The organism is Pseudomonas sp. Root569 (genome assembly GCF_001427465.1).
GTDB lineage: Bacteria > Pseudomonadota > Gammaproteobacteria > Pseudomonadales > Pseudomonadaceae > Aquipseudomonas > Aquipseudomonas synxantha.
In genome coordinates this window covers 1-17,028 of the sequence record NZ_LMGQ01000017.1, presented here as the reverse complement: position 1 = coordinate 17,028, position 17,028 = coordinate 1, and the positions used below count along the sequence as shown (strand labels likewise).

The 17,028-nt window shown below is 59.2% G+C and carries 19 protein-coding genes; 12 read left to right on the top strand and 7 right to left on the bottom strand.

What is annotated here, in order from left to right; all coding sequences use genetic code 11:
- Positions 1–146 precede the first annotated feature (146 nt).
- From ASD70_RS15225 to ASD70_RS28390, 3 genes are all read left to right on the top strand, one after another.
- Positions 147–1,316, top strand: coding sequence for an MFS transporter (locus ASD70_RS15225; protein WP_056846848.1), 1,170 nt, complete (start codon positions 147–149; stop codon positions 1,314–1,316).
- 53 nt (positions 1,317–1,369) lie between these two features.
- A complete protein-coding gene (locus tag ASD70_RS15220) occupies positions 1,370–2,317 on the top strand; it encodes a hypothetical protein (protein ID WP_056846847.1) in 948 nt (315 codons plus the stop codon).
- Between the two features lie 105 nt (positions 2,318–2,422).
- The gene (locus tag ASD70_RS28390; RefSeq protein ID WP_080944654.1) at positions 2,423–2,803 is read left to right on the top strand and encodes a helix-turn-helix domain-containing protein; all 381 of its coding nucleotides are present in this window, start codon (positions 2,423–2,425) and stop codon (positions 2,801–2,803) included.
- Here ASD70_RS28390 and ASD70_RS15215 read toward each other — a convergent pair.
- The 4 genes from ASD70_RS15215 to ASD70_RS15200 all read right to left on the bottom strand — a co-directional run bounded on the left by ASD70_RS15215 (position 2,733) and on the right by ASD70_RS15200 (position 6,964).
- On the bottom strand, positions 2,733–3,293 hold the full coding sequence (locus tag ASD70_RS15215; protein ID WP_056846846.1) for an AAA family ATPase: 561 nt from the start codon (positions 3,291–3,293) through the stop codon (positions 2,733–2,735). The two genes, ASD70_RS28390 and ASD70_RS15215, sit on opposite strands and share 71 nt — an antisense overlap.
- Positions 3,294–3,418: 125 nt before the next feature.
- A complete protein-coding gene (locus tag ASD70_RS15210) occupies positions 3,419–4,870 on the bottom strand; it encodes an amidase family protein (protein WP_056846845.1) in 1,452 nt (483 codons plus the stop codon).
- A gap of 201 nt (positions 4,871–5,071) precedes the next feature.
- Complete coding sequence (locus tag ASD70_RS15205) at positions 5,072–5,797, bottom strand: hypothetical protein (protein ID WP_236708715.1); 726 nt, start codon at positions 5,795–5,797, stop codon at positions 5,072–5,074.
- Positions 5,798–5,905: 108 nt separating this feature from the next.
- Positions 5,906–6,964, bottom strand: coding sequence for an MBL fold metallo-hydrolase (locus tag ASD70_RS15200; protein ID WP_056846844.1), 1,059 nt, complete (start codon positions 6,962–6,964; stop codon positions 5,906–5,908).
- Between the two features lie 122 nt (positions 6,965–7,086).
- Here ASD70_RS15200 and ASD70_RS15195 point away from each other — a divergent pair, with 122 nt between their 5' ends.
- From ASD70_RS15195 to ASD70_RS15180, 4 genes are all read left to right on the top strand, one after another.
- The gene (locus ASD70_RS15195; protein ID WP_046069206.1) at positions 7,087–7,713 is read left to right on the top strand and encodes a TetR/AcrR family transcriptional regulator; all 627 of its coding nucleotides are present in this window, start codon (positions 7,087–7,089) and stop codon (positions 7,711–7,713) included.
- Between the two features lie 187 nt (positions 7,714–7,900).
- On the top strand, positions 7,901–8,959 hold the full coding sequence (locus ASD70_RS15190) for a diguanylate cyclase (RefSeq protein WP_046069207.1): 1,059 nt from the start codon (positions 7,901–7,903) through the stop codon (positions 8,957–8,959).
- Between the two features lie 262 nt (positions 8,960–9,221).
- The gene (locus tag ASD70_RS29805) at positions 9,222–10,541 is read left to right on the top strand and encodes a methyl-accepting chemotaxis protein (protein ID WP_056846843.1); all 1,320 of its coding nucleotides are present in this window, start codon (positions 9,222–9,224) and stop codon (positions 10,539–10,541) included.
- 76 nt (positions 10,542–10,617) lie between these two features.
- Positions 10,618–11,136: a DUF1003 domain-containing protein gene (locus tag ASD70_RS15180; protein WP_046069209.1), complete on the top strand. Its 519-nt coding sequence runs from the start codon at positions 10,618–10,620 to the stop codon at positions 11,134–11,136.
- Here ASD70_RS15180 and ASD70_RS15175 read toward each other — a convergent pair.
- Positions 11,133–12,017 (bottom strand): LysR family transcriptional regulator, encoded by an 885-nt coding sequence (locus ASD70_RS15175; protein WP_056846842.1) that lies wholly within the window; start codon positions 12,015–12,017, stop codon positions 11,133–11,135. The genes ASD70_RS15180 and ASD70_RS15175 overlap by 4 nt on opposite strands.
- Before the next feature lie 80 nt (positions 12,018–12,097).
- Here ASD70_RS15175 and ASD70_RS15170 point away from each other — a divergent pair, with 80 nt between their 5' ends.
- Together ASD70_RS15170 and ASD70_RS15165 are read left to right on the top strand one after the other, a co-directional pair.
- Positions 12,098–12,805, top strand: coding sequence for a CTP synthase C-terminal region-related (seleno)protein (locus tag ASD70_RS15170; RefSeq protein ID WP_046069211.1), 708 nt, complete (start codon positions 12,098–12,100; stop codon positions 12,803–12,805).
- On the top strand, positions 12,802–13,122 hold the full coding sequence (locus ASD70_RS15165; RefSeq protein ID WP_056846841.1) for an antibiotic biosynthesis monooxygenase family protein: 321 nt from the start codon (positions 12,802–12,804) through the stop codon (positions 13,120–13,122). The genes ASD70_RS15170 and ASD70_RS15165 overlap by 4 nt, the downstream gene beginning before the upstream one ends.
- A 41-nt stretch (positions 13,123–13,163) precedes the next feature.
- On the opposite strand, the gene ASD70_RS15160 is transcribed toward ASD70_RS15165, so the two are convergent.
- Entirely contained in the window at positions 13,164–13,487 is a 324-nt protein-coding gene (locus ASD70_RS15160; protein WP_046069213.1) for a DUF2025 family protein, read from the bottom strand.
- A gap of 232 nt (positions 13,488–13,719) precedes the next feature.
- Between ASD70_RS15160 and ASD70_RS15155 the strand changes: the two genes are divergently transcribed.
- The gene (locus tag ASD70_RS15155; protein WP_056846840.1) at positions 13,720–14,847 is read left to right on the top strand and encodes a glycerophosphodiester phosphodiesterase family protein; all 1,128 of its coding nucleotides are present in this window, start codon (positions 13,720–13,722) and stop codon (positions 14,845–14,847) included.
- Positions 14,848–15,513, top strand: coding sequence for a helix-turn-helix domain-containing protein (locus ASD70_RS15150; RefSeq protein WP_056846839.1), 666 nt, complete (start codon positions 14,848–14,850; stop codon positions 15,511–15,513).
- Here ASD70_RS15150 and ASD70_RS15145 read toward each other — a convergent pair.
- On the bottom strand, positions 15,505–16,368 hold the full coding sequence (locus ASD70_RS15145) for a sterol desaturase family protein (RefSeq protein ID WP_056846838.1): 864 nt from the start codon (positions 16,366–16,368) through the stop codon (positions 15,505–15,507). The genes ASD70_RS15150 and ASD70_RS15145 overlap by 9 nt on opposite strands.
- A 154-nt stretch (positions 16,369–16,522) precedes the next feature.
- On the opposite strand from ASD70_RS15145, the gene ASD70_RS15140 reads away from it, so the two are divergent.
- A complete protein-coding gene (locus tag ASD70_RS15140) occupies positions 16,523–16,831 on the top strand; it encodes a PepSY domain-containing protein (protein ID WP_046069216.1) in 309 nt (102 codons plus the stop codon).
- Positions 16,832–17,028 lie beyond the last annotated feature (197 nt).

The following is a 17,028-nucleotide window of genomic DNA, read 5'->3' as shown; positions in this document are numbered from 1 at the left end:
CGGTCAAAAAATGTGGGAGGGGGCTTGCTCCCGATAGCAATGGTTCAGTCGCCTGACGCTTGTCTGATGTATCGCCATCGGGAGCAAGCCCCTCCCACATTTGACCTGTATTGTCTTTGAGTAATAACTAGGACGCTCTCCCCATCGTGGCCACCTATTCCCTGGTAATCCGCCGCCTGCTGATCTGCTCGGTGACCATCGTGGTCAGCCGCGCCATGACCAGCCCGTTGCTGGCCCTCTGGCTGAGCACACGCCTGGGCCTCGACCAGCAGGACATCGGCCTGTTGATGGGCACCGCCGTGTTCATCGCCACGTTGCTGGGTTTGTACGGCGGCTACATCATCGACCGCCTGGAAAAGCGCAAGCTGCTGATCCTGGCCATGCTCTCCAGCTCCATCGGTTTTCTGTTGCTGACCTTTGCCAGCAACCTCTACCTCACCACCCTGACCCTGGTGATCACTGAAGCCGCGTCGGCGCTGTTCCTGATCGGCTCCAAGGCGATCATCAGCGAGAACCTGCCGGTAGGTGATCGCGCCAAGGTATTTTCCCTGCGCTACACCCTGACCAACGTCGGCTACGCAACCGGCCCGATGCTGGGTGTGGTGATCGCCGGACAGTTACCCTGGGCGCCTTTCCTGATCGCCAGCGCCATTGCCTTTGGCAGCCTGTTCCTGATGATCGGCATTGCACCGACCCAACGGGATGACAGCCATAAACCTCAGAGTTTCCTCAGCACCCTGCACACGTTGCGCAACGACCGCACATTGATACTGTTCACTGGCGGCAGCTTGTTGAGCACCATTGTCCATGGCCGCTACACCCTGTATCTGTCACAGTTTTTGCTGGTGGCCTACAAACCTGAGCAGGCGTTGAAAATTCTGTCTGCGGTGCTGGCCTGCAACGCGGTAACGGTGATTTTGATGCAGTATCAGATCGGCCGGTTCCTCAAGCGTGAGCAGTTGCGCCATTGGATCCTGCTGGGCACCTTGCTGTTTATCGGCGGGTTGATGGGGTTCAGCCAGGCCGACAGCCTGGTCACCTGGTGCCTGGCGATGTTCGTGTTCACCTTGGGTGAAATGATCATCTACCCTTCTGAGTTCCTGTTTATCGACACCATTGCGCCGGATGCGCTACGGGGCAGTTACTACGGCGCACAAAACCTGGCAGCGTTCGGTGGAGCGATGAGTCCGGTGATTTGTGGCTATTTGCTGATCAACGCTGCGCCGACCAGCATGTTCTACGCGCTGGCGGCACTCACCGCCATGGGCGGCACCCTGTGTTTCTTGAGCGGGCGGCGCGTAGCAGGTTCTTGCTGATATTTAGCTGGGATCCCGCTATTAATAGCGAAACTTCTCACGGACCCGAGCCCATGAAATTCGACACGGCCTACAGCCTGAGTCTCGATGACAAATTGTCGATCTACGATGTTCGAGAGCTGAATTTCGACGAAACCGCCGATTTCGATTCCGACAAGGACAGCTTCCTCTGCCCCAACGACGTCTGCCGCGCCGCGTTCGATGCAAACAATGTGTTGAGTACCTTCAACGCCAAGAACGTCAACTACCTGCGCACGCCGCACTTCAAGAACAAACCCGCCACCCGACATATCGACGGTTGCCGCTATGCCAGCAGCCAAAAAAACGCGACTGGTGAAAATGACGACGAACGCGAGGACAATTTCCCATCGGAATTTGTACTGACACGCCGTCAGTACCAACGTAAAACGCCTGTTGTCGGCATCGATGAAAGCGTCCCACAAGAGCCAACGAAAGCGCCTTTAAACCGTTTTACGACATCCCACAACGACGGCGACACAACCCCGGACAAAACCAGCGTGTTCGCCCACCCGGTGGAGTGCTATGTATCGAACATTGATGACAAGGACAAGCTCAAGGCCATGCCCTTGAAGATCGGTGAGCACACGGCGACCTACTGGGCGTTTTTCAAGAAAATCGAATACCTGCAAGACAACAAGGGCTTGATCTACTGGGGCAAGATCAAGGAAATCAAAGACTACACCAGCAGCTTTCGCATCGATTTCGAAAAGAAGGTGTGGCTCGACAAGAAGCCGTACTCGGTCAACGTCTACCTGAGCAAAAAGCTCATCGAGGGCTATCGCAAGCGCAGCGCATTCCTGGAGCAGATCAAGGCGGCGGCCAGCAGCGAACGGCCGCTGTATTGCTTCTTCTACGGGGTTACGCCGCAACTCAAGCAGGTGCCCAGCAAGAAAAACCCCGAGCAAACGTTCGGGGTATTCAGCGCGAATATCGAGAACCTGGATCACTTGATCATCCGGGAGGCGCCAGGGCTGGAGTGACGGCGGCTGGAAGGCCTGCGAAATCGTCCAGATGATGAGCGGTATAAACAACTGTACAAAAACACAGTATAGTTGCGCCTCAACCGTCGAACCTGGAGAACCCCCATGTCCTCTCTGGCAATGAGCTCTTTCGTAGAACAGCAGATCGTGCTGCACCAATTCACCGCCAAACACTGCGCGCAGGCCCGCCTCATGCTGGGCTGGAGCCGCGAAGAACTGGCCCGCCAGGCGGGCGTGGCGGTAGAGGCGATTCAACAATTGGAAGGCCACGGCGACATCGATGATCAAACCCGTTTGATCCTGGCGTTTCGCCTCGAGGCTGAAGGGCTGGTATTTTTCCCCGGTTTCGCGCCGGGATGGGGCATGACTGCGCGCCGGTTTGACACACCAGCAGCCGACCCCACACCCCGAGGCCTCATGTCTCGGTTGCTGGGCACAACAACGGCAACAACTGACTCAGCAACGCCTCAACCGAATGGTGCGTAGAGTCGAGCCGCAGCACCGGGCAACGCAATGGTTTCAACCAGGTTTCGTGCCGGCGCAGGCTGCGTAGGCTGTGATTGCCAGCATCGTAACGCGCCGCCCAGGCGAGGAATGCGACGCTGTTTTGGTGACGGCTGCCACCTTCCAGGATCTGCTCGCCGTAGCGCTCCACCTCGCGCAGTCGCAAGCGGTGCAAGCGAACCTCAGGGTCCAGGCGCAGGAACACTACGTGGGTGAACTGCGGGATCATGGCGTCGCCCCAGCCGCACAAGGAGCCAGACAGCACCCAACTTTCATGGCCTACAGTGTGTTCCTGCAGTAGCTGAATGCGTTCGTCCCGGGGTCGGGCGATGGTGAAGGGTTCCGGGGTTTGCTGCCAGTAATAGAAATCCGAGTCGAAATAGACAATGTTCAAATGTTCAGCCAGGGCCTTGCCCAAGGTAGTAGTGCCGGCTCCCGCAGCGCCGAGGATGTGGATTCTGTAACTGTCCATGGCTTTCCCCCCTGGCATGGAGTGTAGCCGGTGGCCGCGTCATGCCTGCGATGGCGAAACGGAGAAATTGAAGTTACCCCTTAGGCAACCTCTGCGGGCATCAGCCAGCAGAGGTTGATTCAAACTCACGCGTCAGTGGCGCAGACCTCAACAGTTTCATCTGCGCCTATCGGGGCCGGCGTGAAGGGAGCCCCTGGCAGAAAAGCCGGTTTCTGGATCGCTTGCGAGGCTAGCTCATAACCATAGGCGACTGAGAGCAAGGTGGCTTCGCTGTTGCCCGAACCATAAAAATAGAGTGCGGTCGGCATGCCTTCATCATCCATTCCAGACGGAATCGACAGGCCTGGATAGCCGGCTGCCGCACTGAAGAAATAATTATGGGATAGGAAGTTCGACACCATGGCGTCGAGTTTGTGTTCCTTTATTGGATCGTCGACGGTTTTCTGAAAGATGGGAAGGATCTCCTCCCACAACTTGTCGCGCTGTTCCGAAGTCGTTTCCAGGTTGTTGATCAGTTCCAACAGCTTCTGGTCAGGCTCACCGGGCTGCTGGTTGCGCTTGATAAAAGCAATCAGCTCCGAAAGTGATTTGACAGGCAAACCTTCTCGCCCAGCCAGGTAGTCTTCCAGTTGTTGCTTGACCTCTGCGAACAGCGCTTCGGTGTAACGCTCGTAGGTCTCATCAGCGACACCCTCCTCCAACGGCCTCACCGGCACCAGGATCGCACCTTGGTCCTTCAACACATCGAGCGCCTTTTCGTAATGCTTGCGATCTGCGCGTTTGGCCGGGTCCTTGGCCTCCTCCTCGGACAATTCAGGCAAAGGCGTGTAGCCAATTCGCTTACCTTTCAGGGCGTCGGCATGCAGGCCATCGGTATAGGCATTGGTTCCGGTCATTGCGTTGAGCGCTTCCGCCGCATCACAGACATTACGGGTGAAAGTACCGATCGCATCCAGGCGTGTACTGGTCATGACGCCCTCGGTACTGAGCAGTCCTACCGTTGTTTTCAGACCAAAGACGCCGTTGTAGGCTGCTGGGCTGATAATCGACCCGTTGGTTTCCAACCCCAAGGCCAAAGGCACATGCCCTTGGGCAACAGCGACTGCTGAACCCGAACTAGAGCCCGCCACCTGCCCTCCCAGGCGATGCGGGTTCAGCGTCTGGCCGCCGCGGGAACTCCACCCATCAGCCGGCGACTCAGAGCGAAAGTTGGACAACTCGCTCATATTGGTTTTACCCACAATCACTACCCCGGCCTTCAACAAATTGTCGACAACCTTGGCGTTTCTAGTTGCAGGCGCTCCAACCAAGGCCTTCGAGCCTGCGCTGGTCTGCATGCGATCATTGGTTTCAAATACATCCTTGAGCGCTATCGGTACGCCGTGCAAATGCCCACGCACGTGGCCGTTGGCACGCTCCTGATCACGCGCCTTCGCCTCACGGAGAGCATCCGGGTTTGTTTCCAAAAACGCGTTGCCGCCCTGTAGCCCACGATCAATGTTGGCTATTTGCTTGAGCGAATCTTTCAACAGCGACTGCGCGGTGACACCGCTTCCCTGGGCCATTTCCACTGACATTTGACAGGCGCTCTTAAAGCCTTGCGGTGGGTTTGAAAGCTCCTGGAACAAGCCTGTCCCCCATCCGCCTGCCGACACGGGTCCGATCATGAAGTGCCTCTCTACGTGACTGAGTATGAGGGTTATCGGTCGATAACCCCACACCAGTCTAAGAAGCGCCGCCTGCGCACTGTTTCAGGCGAATCCTGCCACGCCGTCCTATCATTCCCCGTCTGGCGTAGGCTCCGATAGAACCTTTGGACGTAGGCCGCGGTAAGCGCGCAACAGGGCCGTCAAGCGATCACCCGCCCAACGGGCGCCGTAAAACCAGACTTTCGATCCATCCTCCAGTGTTTCACAGACACTGGGATACCCGCTTCTGCACGCGTTATGAAACCCAGCATTCGGATCGTTTGACACCAAGGCATCAAGACGAAGGCCAGCCACCAGCTCGTCAATTTCGCGACCCGCCTGGCCGCTGTCGCTGTCGCGCTGCACGTCTACCGCCACCCATTGCGCACCGGCCTGGCGCAAGGTGTCGAAGACTCGGCGCAAGGCTGCACTGTGTTCGACGAGTTCAGCCTGCTTGCCCTGCACATAACGTTCGGCGTAGCCGAGACGATACCCCGCCAGCTCCAGTGAAGCGGTGAATGTGGTGTTATTCAATACCAGGGGAACCTCCACCATCACCGGTTCAGTAGGGTCTATGCCACTGATGGCGATAAGGGATAGCGCGGGGTCACGCACCGGGTTTATCTGGGGGGCCAGGGCGTTATACCCTGGCACAGGTGCAGCGCCCGTGCGTTGCCCGGCACCAAAAACGATAGAAACCGGAGCGGCGTTGAACAATGGGGCAGGAACGTCGGCAGCGTTGACGGGCACGAGTGAAGGCTGGCCGATGGCGCAAGGCAAACCCATCTTCCAAAGTTTCTTACAATGGCTATCCATCGAAATATCCTCCCCGAAATAAAATTTCCGGAGATCATCGCACCCTCGTCTGACGCTTGTCGCAGGGCTGAAACCCTCTGAAAAGCTCTTTTCCTTAATCCACTTGGCTCAGCCTGGTGCCCGCTCCTGCACAAGTTGAGGCTCCACCTCCAACCACCAGGCATGCCCACGCTCGGGCAGGTTCAAGCGGAACGCCTGCCCCATCGCCGGGGTAGTGATTGATACGTTGCGTTCCCAGGCCAGGGCCATGATGCGGTCGAAGGGTTCGTGCCAGGCGTGGAATGCCAGGTCGAAGGTGCCGTTGTGAATCGGCAGCAGCCAGCGCCCCTTGAGGTCAATATGCGCCTGCAGCGTTTGCTCCGGCTGCATGTGTACGTGGGGCCAATCGACGTTGTAAGCGCCAGTTTCCATCAGGGTCAGGTCAAACGGACCGTATTGCTCGCCGATGCGTTTGAAACCGTCGAAGTAGCCGGTGTCGCCACTGAAAAAAATTCGGCGCGCATCGTCGATCATTACCCAGGAGCACCACAGTGTCTGGTTGCTATCAAACAGGCCACGTCCGGAAAAGTGCTGCGCCGGGGTGGCGATAAAACGAATGCCGTCCACCTCGGTGCCCTGCCACCAATCCAGCTGGCGGACTTTGCTGGCGTCTACTCCCCATTTGATCAGCGTATCGCCGACGCCCAGGGGTGCCAGGAAGTAGTTTGTCTTGTCGGCCAATTGGACCACAGCCTTATGGTCGAGATGGTCGTAATGGTTGTGGGAAAGAATAACCGCCTCAAGGGGTGGCAACTCTTCAAGGCTGATGGGCGGTTGGTGGAAACGCTTGGGGCCGGCCCAACTGAATGGCGAGGCACGCTCGGCGAATACCGGGTCAGTAACCCAGAATTTACCGCGCATTTTCAGCAATACGGTCGAATGCCCGAGGCGATACACGCTGTGGTCAGGGGCGGCCAACAACTGTTCACGGGTCAGGGGCTGCACCGGAATCTGCCCCACCGGCCGTGTAGTGCGCGGCTTGTTGAACAGCATGTTCCAGAAAATACGCAGGGTCTTGCCCAAGCCGCCGTGCTGCACCGGGGCGTCATTGCTGAAATGCCCCTGGCCCTGCGCGGCAGGCTTGAGCGCCACAGGCGCAGGGTCGAGACGGTTTGAAATCGTGGCCATTACAGAGTGACTCCTACGGTCCGCTCAAGAATTACACTGCACAGTGTAGTTTCTAGATTGCAACAAAAGCCGGAGCAAGTAAACTGCCGAGTGTAATTTCCATTTTGAGTCGAATGCTATCCATGACTGCTCCCAAGCGCCTCACCGAGCGTAAACGCGAAGCCATCGTGGCTGCGGCGATCGCCGAATTTCGCGAGAACGGCTTCGAGGTCACCAGCATGGACAAAATCGCCGCCACTGCCGGTGTTTCCAAGCGCACTGTGTACAACCACTTCCCCAGCAAGGAAGAGCTGTTCGCCGAGATCCTCCACCAGCTATGGGCCAGCAGCGTTGCGCAACTGGACGTGAACTACGCCAGCGACCGCCCTTTGCGCGATCAACTGCGCAGGTTGCTGGAAGCAAAAATGAAGATGATGTCGGACACCAACTTCCTCGACCTGGCACGTGTGGCTATCGCTGCCACCATCCATTCGCCGGACCGCGCGCAAGACATGGTCAACCGCCTGAGCGCGCGAGAGGAAGGCTTTACCCAATGGGTACGCGCCGCCCATGACGACGGCCGCCTCACCTGTACCGACCCGGCTTTCGCTGCCCACCAGATCCAGAGCCTGCTCAAGGCTTTCGCATTCTGGCCGCAGATAACCCTCGGCCAGCCCACCCTCGACGCTGCCGCCCAAGCCGGTGTCATCGAGTCGGCCATCGACCTGTTCCTCGCCGGCTACGAAGTCAGCGCGCCACGTGCGCACTAAGTCCTGTTGCCTGGGCGACATTCCAAGTCGTATTTGGCGCATTCACCCGCTGTTTTGCGCAAATGGCCTAGAAGGACACTGATTATTCCCACAGGAATAATCGACAATCGCTCGCATTTTCCCATCAGCGGTTCCGCCCGCTGACGCATGCGACTGTACCCGCACAAAACAGCTGACCCAGGACACTATGGAAAACAGACGAGGCAAAGGGCTTTCATTTGCCAGGCGTATCTACAAGCCAAGGATTATCGGCCTTGGCATCGGCAGCATCAGCGTGGTTGGCGCGTTGTACCCCTTGTCCATGCCCGCTTGGGTCTGGGCGTTGCTGTTGTTCAATGGCTTGGCCTGGGCGCATGTGGCGTACCAGCTATCAACTCGCTCGCCGTTCCCCTACCAGGCCGAGCAACGCAACCTGTTGTATGACTCGTTGGCCGGCGGTTTCTGGGCGGCCGCCACCCAGTTCTCACCACTGACAACCGTCACCATCCTGTCGATGATGGCCATGAACAATGTCGCCGCCGGCGGCAAACGCCTGTTCCTGCTCGGGCTGCTGGCGCAGGCGGCCGGTATCGCGGTGGCCTGGGGCCTGTTCGGGATCAAGTTCGACCCCGGTGTCAGCCTCATTGAGGTCTACACCTGCTTGCCGATGCTGACGCTCTACCCGATGGCCATCGGCATGGTCTGCTATCAGCTGGCGATTAAACTGTCGGACCATAAACGCGCCCTCAGCGCCCTGAGCCGCATCGATAGTCTTACCGGCCTGCTCAACCATGGTTCGTGGAAAGACCTGCTCAATCTCAAATTCCATAAATGCCAGCAGCAACAAGGCCAGGCGACCATCGCCTTGATCGATATCGATCACTTCAAAAACATCAATGACATCCACGGCCACACCGTCGGGGATACGGTACTTCGCCAGTTGAGCCACGAGCTGCGCCAACACCTGCGAGCAGACGACTTGGCCGGCCGCTATGGAGGCGATGAGTTCTGTGTGATCCTTCCGAGGATGCCGCTGGAAGAAGCGGCGCAAGTCATGGAGCGACTCCGCGAAACTTTCGGTAACTATCGCCATCCGCAAATCCCTGAGCTGCGCGTCAGCCTGAGCATTGGCCTGGCGGACTTCCATTCCTCTTTCAACGATGCGGTCGCGTGGCTCAACGCCGCGGATCTCGCGCTGTATGCCGCCAAAGACAGCGGCCGTGACCGCGTCAAGACCAGCGACTGGCTAGCCACCTATCCAGCCTGAGTTATCCGATAACACCTCGTCCGAATCTAACGCCGCCCACCTGCCGCAATAGCATAATGCCGCCATTGGTCGCCTGCCCAATAATGGTCCTGCCCAACGGGCGAACTTCTTGGCAGGCTGATTACTCTGAGACCGTTGTTCCCCCCCTCTGTCAGCACCAGGAAGCTGGCAATGAGCAAGTCAACCGTACGGCCCGGAGCCCTACGGGGTCAGGCGCAAATACATGGATATCGCATATGCTTGCATGCCCGAGCTCTCTAACATGCTATTCAACGCCCACAAGAAAACCATCAACGCCCTGCAACACCGTATTGCCCAACAAGCCAGCCTGCTGGACGCGATCGAACGCTCCATGGCCGTCATCGAATTCGACCTGCAAGGCAACGTGCTGCGGGCCAATGACAACTTCCTCAAGACCATGGGTTATCGCGCCGAACAAATCCTGGACCAGCCCCATCGGATGTTCTGCACGCCCGCATTCGCCCGCAGCGCCGAGTACAACCAGCTGTGGACGCACTTGCGCAACGGCCAATTCCAGTCGGGCACCTTCGAACGGGTGGGCGCCAATGGCGCATCGGTGTGGTTGGAAGCCAGCTATAACCCGGTGCGGGATGAAGCCGGTCGCGTGATTAAAGTGGTGAAGTACGCCATGGACGTGACCCCGCGCCTGCAGGCCGAAAGTGAGGCCAACGCCAAGCTTGCAGCCATCGACCGCGCCATGGCGATGATCGAGTTCAACCTCGACGGCACCATCATCAGCGCCAACGCGAATTTCCTGCAGCGCATGGGTTACAGCCTGGCGCAGATCCAGGGCAAGCATCACCGCCTGTTCTGCAAACCGGAGCTGGCCAGCAGTGCCGCCTACGCCGAGTTCTGGAATCGCCTGAACCAGGGCGAGCTGTTCAACGGCCAGTTCGAGCGAGTGGATAAAAACGGCCAGGTGGTGTGGCTCGAAGCCAACTATAACCCGGTGTACGACGCCAGCGGGCGCTTGTGCAAAGTGGTGAAGTTTGCCTCGGACGTGACCGCCCGCGTGCAACAACATGCCGCTGATGCACAGAGCGCGGCACAGGCTTATCACCTGTCTTTGAACACCCAGGACATGGCCGAAAAAGGCGCCGAAGTGATTCAGAAAACGGCCAGCGGCATGCGCGAAATAGCTCAGGATATCGACACCTCTTCGCAACTGATCGCCAAACTCGGCGAGCGCTCGCAGCAGATCACCGCCATCGTCAATACCATTCGTGGCATTGCCGACCAGACCAACCTGCTGGCGCTCAACGCCGCCATTGAAGCCGCCCGCGCCGGCGAGCAAGGCCGTGGCTTTGCCGTGGTCGCCGATGAAGTAAGGCAACTGGCGGCGCGCACCAGTGGCTCCACTGCGGAGATTTCCGGGATGATCGCCATGATCCAGGAAGAAACCCGCCAAGCCATCGACAGCATGGACGCCACTCGCGACCGCGCGGCTCAGGGCGTAGACCTGGCCAACCAGGCGGGCACGGTGATCCTGCAGATTCGCGAAGGCACCGGCGAAGCGGTGCAGGCGGTGAGCGCCTTTGCCAATGAGCGGGGCAATCGCTGACCGGTTATTCATGTGTGTGCCTGGGGGGCTCGGTCTATAGTGTTGGCTGTCTTTACGCCAAGGATCCGAGCCCGCCATGACCCCAGACAAGCCAGACGCCGCCCCCACTGACCACCTGCGTTTCCACCGAGGTCACGCGCACCTGGCACCGACCTTCGGCAACGACACTTTTGCCCTCAAGGCCGAGGCCTTTGCGCGCTTTTTTGGCACCCCGACCTTCCTCGGCGCACAAACCGCGATCGTGGTGTTGTGGGTGGTGCTGAACATGACCGGCGTCACTCACTTTGACGTCTACCCCTTCATCCTGCTCAACCTGGCCTTCAGCCTGCAATCGGCCTACGCGGCGCCGCTGATCCTGCTAGCGCAGACGCGCCAGGCCGCCCGGGACAAAGCCCAGTCCGACGCCGACGCGCAGCACCGTGAAGCCCTCGCCACCGCCAATACCGAACGCCAGGCCCAGGCAGCACAAACCACCAAGCAACTGATGGAACTGTTGGAGCAGAATACCCGGTTGACGGAAATGACCAAGCAACTGACCGAGCGCATCGAAACCCTGACGTGTGAAATGCATGAACAGTTTGTGCGTAAAGCCTAAGGTCGCAACCCGCGCACATGCCGCCCTAACTCATCAAACAGCGTCACCACCGAACGCAACGCCCGGCAATCCGGGCGCGTCAACAGCCACAGCGCGGTGTCGTGCCCCGCCAACGCAGGGCCCAGTGGTAGCAAGCCATCGCCCATTAGAAAATCCGGCAACGCCGCCACGCCCAGCCCGGCACGCACCAGTTCAGTCACCGACTGCATGCTGTTGCAGCGGTAACTGGGGCGCACGCCCGGCAAATGCTCACGGCGCCAGGCCACGGTGGGGTGGTCGGGCAAAAAGTCATCCGGTGCGATCCAGGCCAGGTCGGCCAGATCCTGCCCTGCATGCCGACGGGCGTAGTCAGCGCTGGCACACACTTGGTACGTCACGGTCCCCAGGCAACGTCCGACCAGATGCTCCGGCGGCTTGCTGGTCAGGCGCAGGGCGATATCCGCATCACGCCGGCTGAGGTTGGCGAAGTCATTGGATGTGCTCAGTTCCAGGGTCAACGCTGGATAGGCCGGCATGAACTGCGCCAGGGCCGGCAGCAGCAAGCCTTGTAATACCGCGTCGGTGCAGGTCAGGCGCACGGTGCCGCTGATTACCTCGCCGCCCTGCTCCACCCCTATGCGCGCAGCCTCCAGTGCGAGTTCTGCCCGTTCGGCCTGTTGCGCCAGGTTGCTCGCCAGGCTGGTGGGCAAGTAACCGGCGCGGCTTTTTTCAAACAGGGTCTGGCCCAGTGCCGCCTCCAGCCGCCGCACCGCACGGAATACCGTGGACACGTCTACCCTCAACAACGCAGCCGCCCGCACCAGGGTGCCGCCACGCACCAGGGCAAGGATCAATGACAGGTCGGGGTAGTCGATTTGATAGTGCGTGGCTGCATTGAGCATATGGGCAAACGCCAATATTGATTGCGTGAACGCCAATCTATAGTGCGTATCAGCCCACTACAAGCCAAGGGACGTACACGATGACAACCCCCGCTCTGCACCTCGCCCTGATCGGTGACTACAACCCTGATGTGATCGCCCACCAGGCTATCCCGCTGGCTCTGCAGCAGGCCGCCGCCGCACTGGACCTGAGCGTCCATGTGCAATGGCTCGACACCGACACACTCACCTGCACCTCTGCCCTGCACGGGTTTGACGGCTTCTGGTGCGTACCGGCCAGCCCCTATCGCGACACCGAGGGCGCACTGCGGGCGATCCGTTTTGCCCGCGAGCAAAAACGCCCTTTCCTCGGCACTTGCGGTGGCTTTCAACATGCCGTGCTGGAATATGCACGCAACGTACTCGGCTGGGCAGATGCCGAGCATGGCGAGCTGGCCCCGGATGCAGAACGCGCCGTCATCGCGCCACTGAACTGCTCCCTGGTAGAGGTGAACGACACCGTGCGCCTGTCCCCTTACACGCACATTGCCCAAGCCTACGCCAGCGTGGACATCCACGAAGGTTATCGATGCCGCTACGGCATCAATCCAACGTTTGCCGACGCGCTGCTGGCAGGCAACCTGATTCCCAGCGGTCATGATTCGGCGGGCGACCTGCGTGCGGTGGAGTTGCTCGACCATCCGTTCTTCGTCGCCACCCTGTTCCAGCCCGAACGCGCCGCGCTGAAGGGCATCACCCCACCCTTGGCACTGGCTTTGCTCAAAGCTTGCCGAGGTGCATCGGCATGATCGCCAAGACACCCGCCCCGCCTTATTACGCGGTAATTTTCAGCTCACTGCGTACCGACGTCGACCAGGGTTATGGCGAGGCCGCCGCACGCATGCTGGAACTGGCACAGCAGCAACCGGGGTTTCTCGGCGTGGAGTCGGCACGGGAAGAGGGGTTGGGCATCACCGTGTCCTACTGGGCCAGCGAGGCAGCGATCCTGGCGTGGAAGCAACAGGCCGAACATCGACAGGTGCGTGAGCAAGGACGCACCACCTGGTACACGGCGTTTCATACACGGGTGTGCAAGGTGGAGCGGGCCTACTCATTCTCAAATTGAGAGGTTTCCATCCGGTAGGAGCGCCCGGGCAGGTTGATCAGTCAGCTCACCAAACTGCGCAACGCACTGATCTGCGGGATCTCCACCCGACGCATGTACACCCGCAACGGTTCGGTGATGTTGATGCGGTCATCGATATTCTGATCCAGCAGCAACTGTATGCGTGCACGGCACAGGGTCATGGTGTGGTCGGCGGCGGGCAGCCAGACGAATTCGGCGGTAGGGATAATGCCGTCATCGGCCACGTCCATGCCGAAGGCATCTTCGCTGAAACGCACGATGTACTGGCCGGTCTTGCGATTGAGGCCGACAAAGCCATGGAGTTGGTCGGCGGCTTGGCAGATAAGCTCGGAAGTGATGCGCATGGTAAACCTCACTGAAAAGTCCCACAGGGACTGGAAAGATGGTTTACACGCGTGGCAAAAAATACCGCCCTCTAGTGGGGCAGCTACGGCCAAGAATACTGCAATGTCCCCAAAAAAAACCGACAAAATTGGACTGCGCGCACGTTAATGTCGGTTTGGTGATAGCGCCTTTCGCAATCAATTGTTAAAAAGGACGTCTTCTCAAAGCTACCTCCACGAAAGGACTTCGCATATGCCTGTCACGTTTACCAAGAGCGCCTTGCTGCTGGCGTTGATGCTCGGCCTCGGCCAGGCTCAGGCTGCCGACCCAGTCAGCCCGGCTGAATTGGCGACAAACGAAGGCATTCCCTACCCTGCCGTAATCGCTCACCGTGGCGCTTCCTACGACGCGCCGGAGTCCACCGCCGCCGCCTACAAAGTTGCACGCGACCTGGGCGCCGACTATTTGGAACTGGACCTGCAACGCAGCAAGGACGGCGTGCTGTTTGCCCTGCACGACAACAACCTGCAGCGCACCACCGACGTGGCCACCAAGTTCCCCGAGCGCAAAGATGCGTCAGCCAACGAATTCACCTGGAAAGAACTGCAAAGCCTCGACGCCGGCAGCTGGTTCAACGCGGCCTACCCGGACCGCGCGCGTCCAGGCTTCGTCGGCCTGAAAATCCTCAGCCTGGACGACATCATCAAGATCGCCGAAGGCAACCCGTCGCACAAACCCGGGCTTTACATCGAGACCAAGGAGCCCAAGCAATTCCCGGGCATCGAAGCCGACCTGAAAAACAAGCTGCTGGACAAGGGCTGGCTGAGCTCCGCCGGCTCCAAACTGGGCAAAAGCAACACCGGTGTCGGCCAGGGCAAGGGCCGCGTGGTACTGCAGACCTTCGAGGTTTCCAGCCTCAAGGAGCTGCAGAAGGAAATGCCGAACACGCCAAAAATCCTGCTGTTGTGGGTCGGCGAAGGCAGCATCGAACCCAAATCCAAAGTGACCTTCGCCGAATCCGGTGAACCGACCAAGGCCGCCTACTACGCCAAGCAAGAGCCGAAGGATGCCGCCGAGTTCGAAAAATGGGTCGACCAAGCCAAGAGCCTCGGCGCCATCGGCACCGGCCCGTCGGCTGAGCTGACCGACCATGGCGACCAGAGCTATACAGACCTGGTGAAACCTGAAATGAACAAGCTGACCCACGACAAGGGCCTGCTGGTGCATGTGTACACCGTGGATGAGCCGGTGGACTTCGACAAAGTGATGAAGGCTGGCGTCGACGGTATTTTTACCAACCGCGCCGCCGAACTGTTGAAGTTCTACAAGCGCTGGCCGTCGTCCAGCGTGCAGGACCTGCTCAACGACCATAAGTACTGAGTGAAGCCCGAATGGTCAGGCCGCCTGTGGTTGGGGCGTGACCACGGGCTGGTGCTCGGCGAGCTGGGGCGCACCACGCCCCATGCACACTACGCACACCAATTGATGTTCTGCCCCGGCGCGCCGATCACGGTCAGCCTTGATGGTCATGTCACCACAGCCCATCGCCTGTTTATTCCTTCGCGTCACGACCACGCCATCCTTGAGACAGAGGGTGAGGTGTGGGCGTTGTATGCCGAGCCCATGATCTTTGACATACAGCCATTGCAGCAACTGCTGGCAGACGGCGATTTATCCCCGCAGGCCCTGCTCAGGCTGCCCCGACGACGCCTTGACGACCCACGTATCGAACGCGCACTCACCGCCCTTGATCAGCAACTGGTCGGCAAGGTATCGGCCCAGGCGTTGGCCGCAGCGGCGCATCTGTCATTGAGCCAACTGGAGCGTCTGTTCACCGATCAACTGGGTGTTCCCATACGTCGCCTCGTATTGTGGCGGCGGTTGCGCATTGCCCTGCAACTGGCCCTTACCGGCAGCACACTGACTGAGGCAGCTCATGGCGCGGGGTTTGCTGATTCGGCGCATTTTTCGCGGACGATGAAGCACTTGTTCGGGGTGACGGCGGGCGCGTCCTTGCGCCAACTGCAAGTACAGTTCCTAACGTAGGTCGTCTGGCAGCGGCGGCTCCTTGGCCAGGCGAACTGCCAGGAACGGGTCACGCAACTGAGCCGCATAGGCCACGGGGAATTGCGGCCGACTGCCAATACCCAAATCCCCCGGCCCTATGCGATAGCCTTTGCGATAAAACGCCGTGCCCAGCAGCCAATCCCACAAATTGAAGAACAGGCCGAAATTCACATCCCCTGCGCGGCCGTATTTCATGTGGTGGAACCGATGCACCGGCGCCCAGGCGAATACCCAGCGCAGCGGCCCCAGGCGCATATCCACGTTGGAATGTTGCAGCAGCAACTGAACGGCGATGGCCAGGGCCAACAACTGCGCGACCTCCAGCGGGATCCCCAGCATGATCAGTGGCAGCAGGCCCGCCGTTGCTTCCAGCAACTGGTGCAAAGGATGTTTCATCAAACCATTGAAACCATAAAGCCGCTGCACGCTGTGATGCACCGCGTGCAACCGCCACAGAGGCGCGATGCGGTGGCTGGCGTAATGCATCAAGGTAATCCCGGCATCGGCCAGGAAGATCGCCATCAACAGTTGCTCCCACAGCGGCCAGCCTCGTGGCCATAGCCCCTCGAATGCCAGCAGCGCCGTAAGGCCCGGCAGGACCAACAAACCCACAACATTCAAGCTTTCGTTGATCAACGCATGCAACGTATCGCGCCAGCGATCGCCAAGGCTGCGATTCCACTGTGGCTCGTAGGGCAGCCATAGTTCCACCACAAACGACACCGCCACCGCCACCGCGAATATCACCAGTAGCCATCGGGGCTGGTAAAGCCCCCATCCGACAAACCCCAACAAGCATGCGGGCGCATAGAGCCAACTGACTAACCGTTTCATCCGAGTCTCCCTTTTTTGGTGAGGCCTCAGCATGAAATCCTGCATCCGTCTTGGATTGAATAAACTGCGCAACTGTTTGAAATAATTAAGCGTGAGTTAAGTTGCACGGGATAACCTGAGGCCACTTAAACAGCTCAACCCAGAAGGACACACCATGAAAACTCTGACTGCCTTTTTCGCTGCCACTGCCCTGACCTTGACCGCCGGCCTGGCCCAGGCCGATGTTCGTCCGGATCATATCGAAGGCCTGCTCAAGTCCGGTGCGGTGATGCCTTTCGACAAACTCAACGCTGCCGCCGTGGCTAAACACGCCGGTGCCACTATCAACGACACCGAGCTGGACCACAACAACAGCGGCGTGCTGGTCTACGAAGTTGAACTGACCGATACCGCCGGCAAGCAATTTGAAGTGAAGCTCGACGCCAAGACCGGCGCTGTGCTGGAAGACAAGCTCGATACTTGAGACCACGCTCTACAAAACAAGCGCCACCTTCGGGTGGCGCTTTTTTTTGCGCAGTACGAAACCGTCACATAACCGTCATCCCACCTTGCAATGATTCGCGCCTGGGTGCCTGTGAAACGTCCTACAGGCCCTTTCTCTGCGAGCCGCCATGAACCACAGCATCGGCCACGCCCATCAGGATCCCGACCTGTTTGGCC

Bases quoted from the DNA above. Each gene is read 5' to 3' on its own strand.
- ASD70_RS15220 (WP_056846847.1), top strand. From the start codon at position 1,370: ATGAAATTCGACACGGCCTACAGCCTGAGTCTCGATGACAAATTGTCG.
- ASD70_RS28390 (WP_080944654.1), top strand. From the start codon at position 2,423: ATGTCCTCTCTGGCAATGAGCTCTTTCGTAGAACAGCAGATCGTGCTG.
- ASD70_RS15215 (WP_056846846.1), bottom strand. From the start codon at position 3,293: ATGGACAGTTACAGAATCCACATCCTCGGCGCTGCGGGAGCCGGCACT.
- ASD70_RS15210 (WP_056846845.1), bottom strand. From the start codon at position 4,870: ATGTCAGTGGAAATGGCCCAGGGAAGCGGTGTCACCGCGCAGTCGCTG.
- ASD70_RS15205 (WP_236708715.1), bottom strand. From the start codon at position 5,797: ATGGATAGCCATTGTAAGAAACTTTGGAAGATGGGTTTGCCTTGCGCC.
- ASD70_RS15200 (WP_056846844.1), bottom strand. From the start codon at position 6,964: ATGGCCACGATTTCAAACCGTCTCGACCCTGCGCCTGTGGCGCTCAAG.
- ASD70_RS15195 (WP_046069206.1), top strand. From the start codon at position 7,087: ATGACTGCTCCCAAGCGCCTCACCGAGCGTAAACGCGAAGCCATCGTG.
- ASD70_RS15190 (WP_046069207.1), top strand. From the start codon at position 7,901: ATGGAAAACAGACGAGGCAAAGGGCTTTCATTTGCCAGGCGTATCTAC.
- ASD70_RS29805 (WP_056846843.1), top strand. From the start codon at position 9,222: ATGCTATTCAACGCCCACAAGAAAACCATCAACGCCCTGCAACACCGT.
- ASD70_RS15180 (WP_046069209.1), top strand. From the start codon at position 10,618: ATGACCCCAGACAAGCCAGACGCCGCCCCCACTGACCACCTGCGTTTC.
- ASD70_RS15175 (WP_056846842.1), bottom strand. From the start codon at position 12,017: ATGCTCAATGCAGCCACGCACTATCAAATCGACTACCCCGACCTGTCA.
- ASD70_RS15170 (WP_046069211.1), top strand. From the start codon at position 12,098: ATGACAACCCCCGCTCTGCACCTCGCCCTGATCGGTGACTACAACCCT.
- ASD70_RS15165 (WP_056846841.1), top strand. From the start codon at position 12,802: ATGATCGCCAAGACACCCGCCCCGCCTTATTACGCGGTAATTTTCAGC.
- ASD70_RS15160 (WP_046069213.1), bottom strand. From the start codon at position 13,487: ATGCGCATCACTTCCGAGCTTATCTGCCAAGCCGCCGACCAACTCCAT.
- ASD70_RS15155 (WP_056846840.1), top strand. From the start codon at position 13,720: ATGCCTGTCACGTTTACCAAGAGCGCCTTGCTGCTGGCGTTGATGCTC.
- ASD70_RS15145 (WP_056846838.1), bottom strand. From the start codon at position 16,368: ATGAAACGGTTAGTCAGTTGGCTCTATGCGCCCGCATGCTTGTTGGGG.
- ASD70_RS15140 (WP_046069216.1), top strand. From the start codon at position 16,523: ATGAAAACTCTGACTGCCTTTTTCGCTGCCACTGCCCTGACCTTGACC.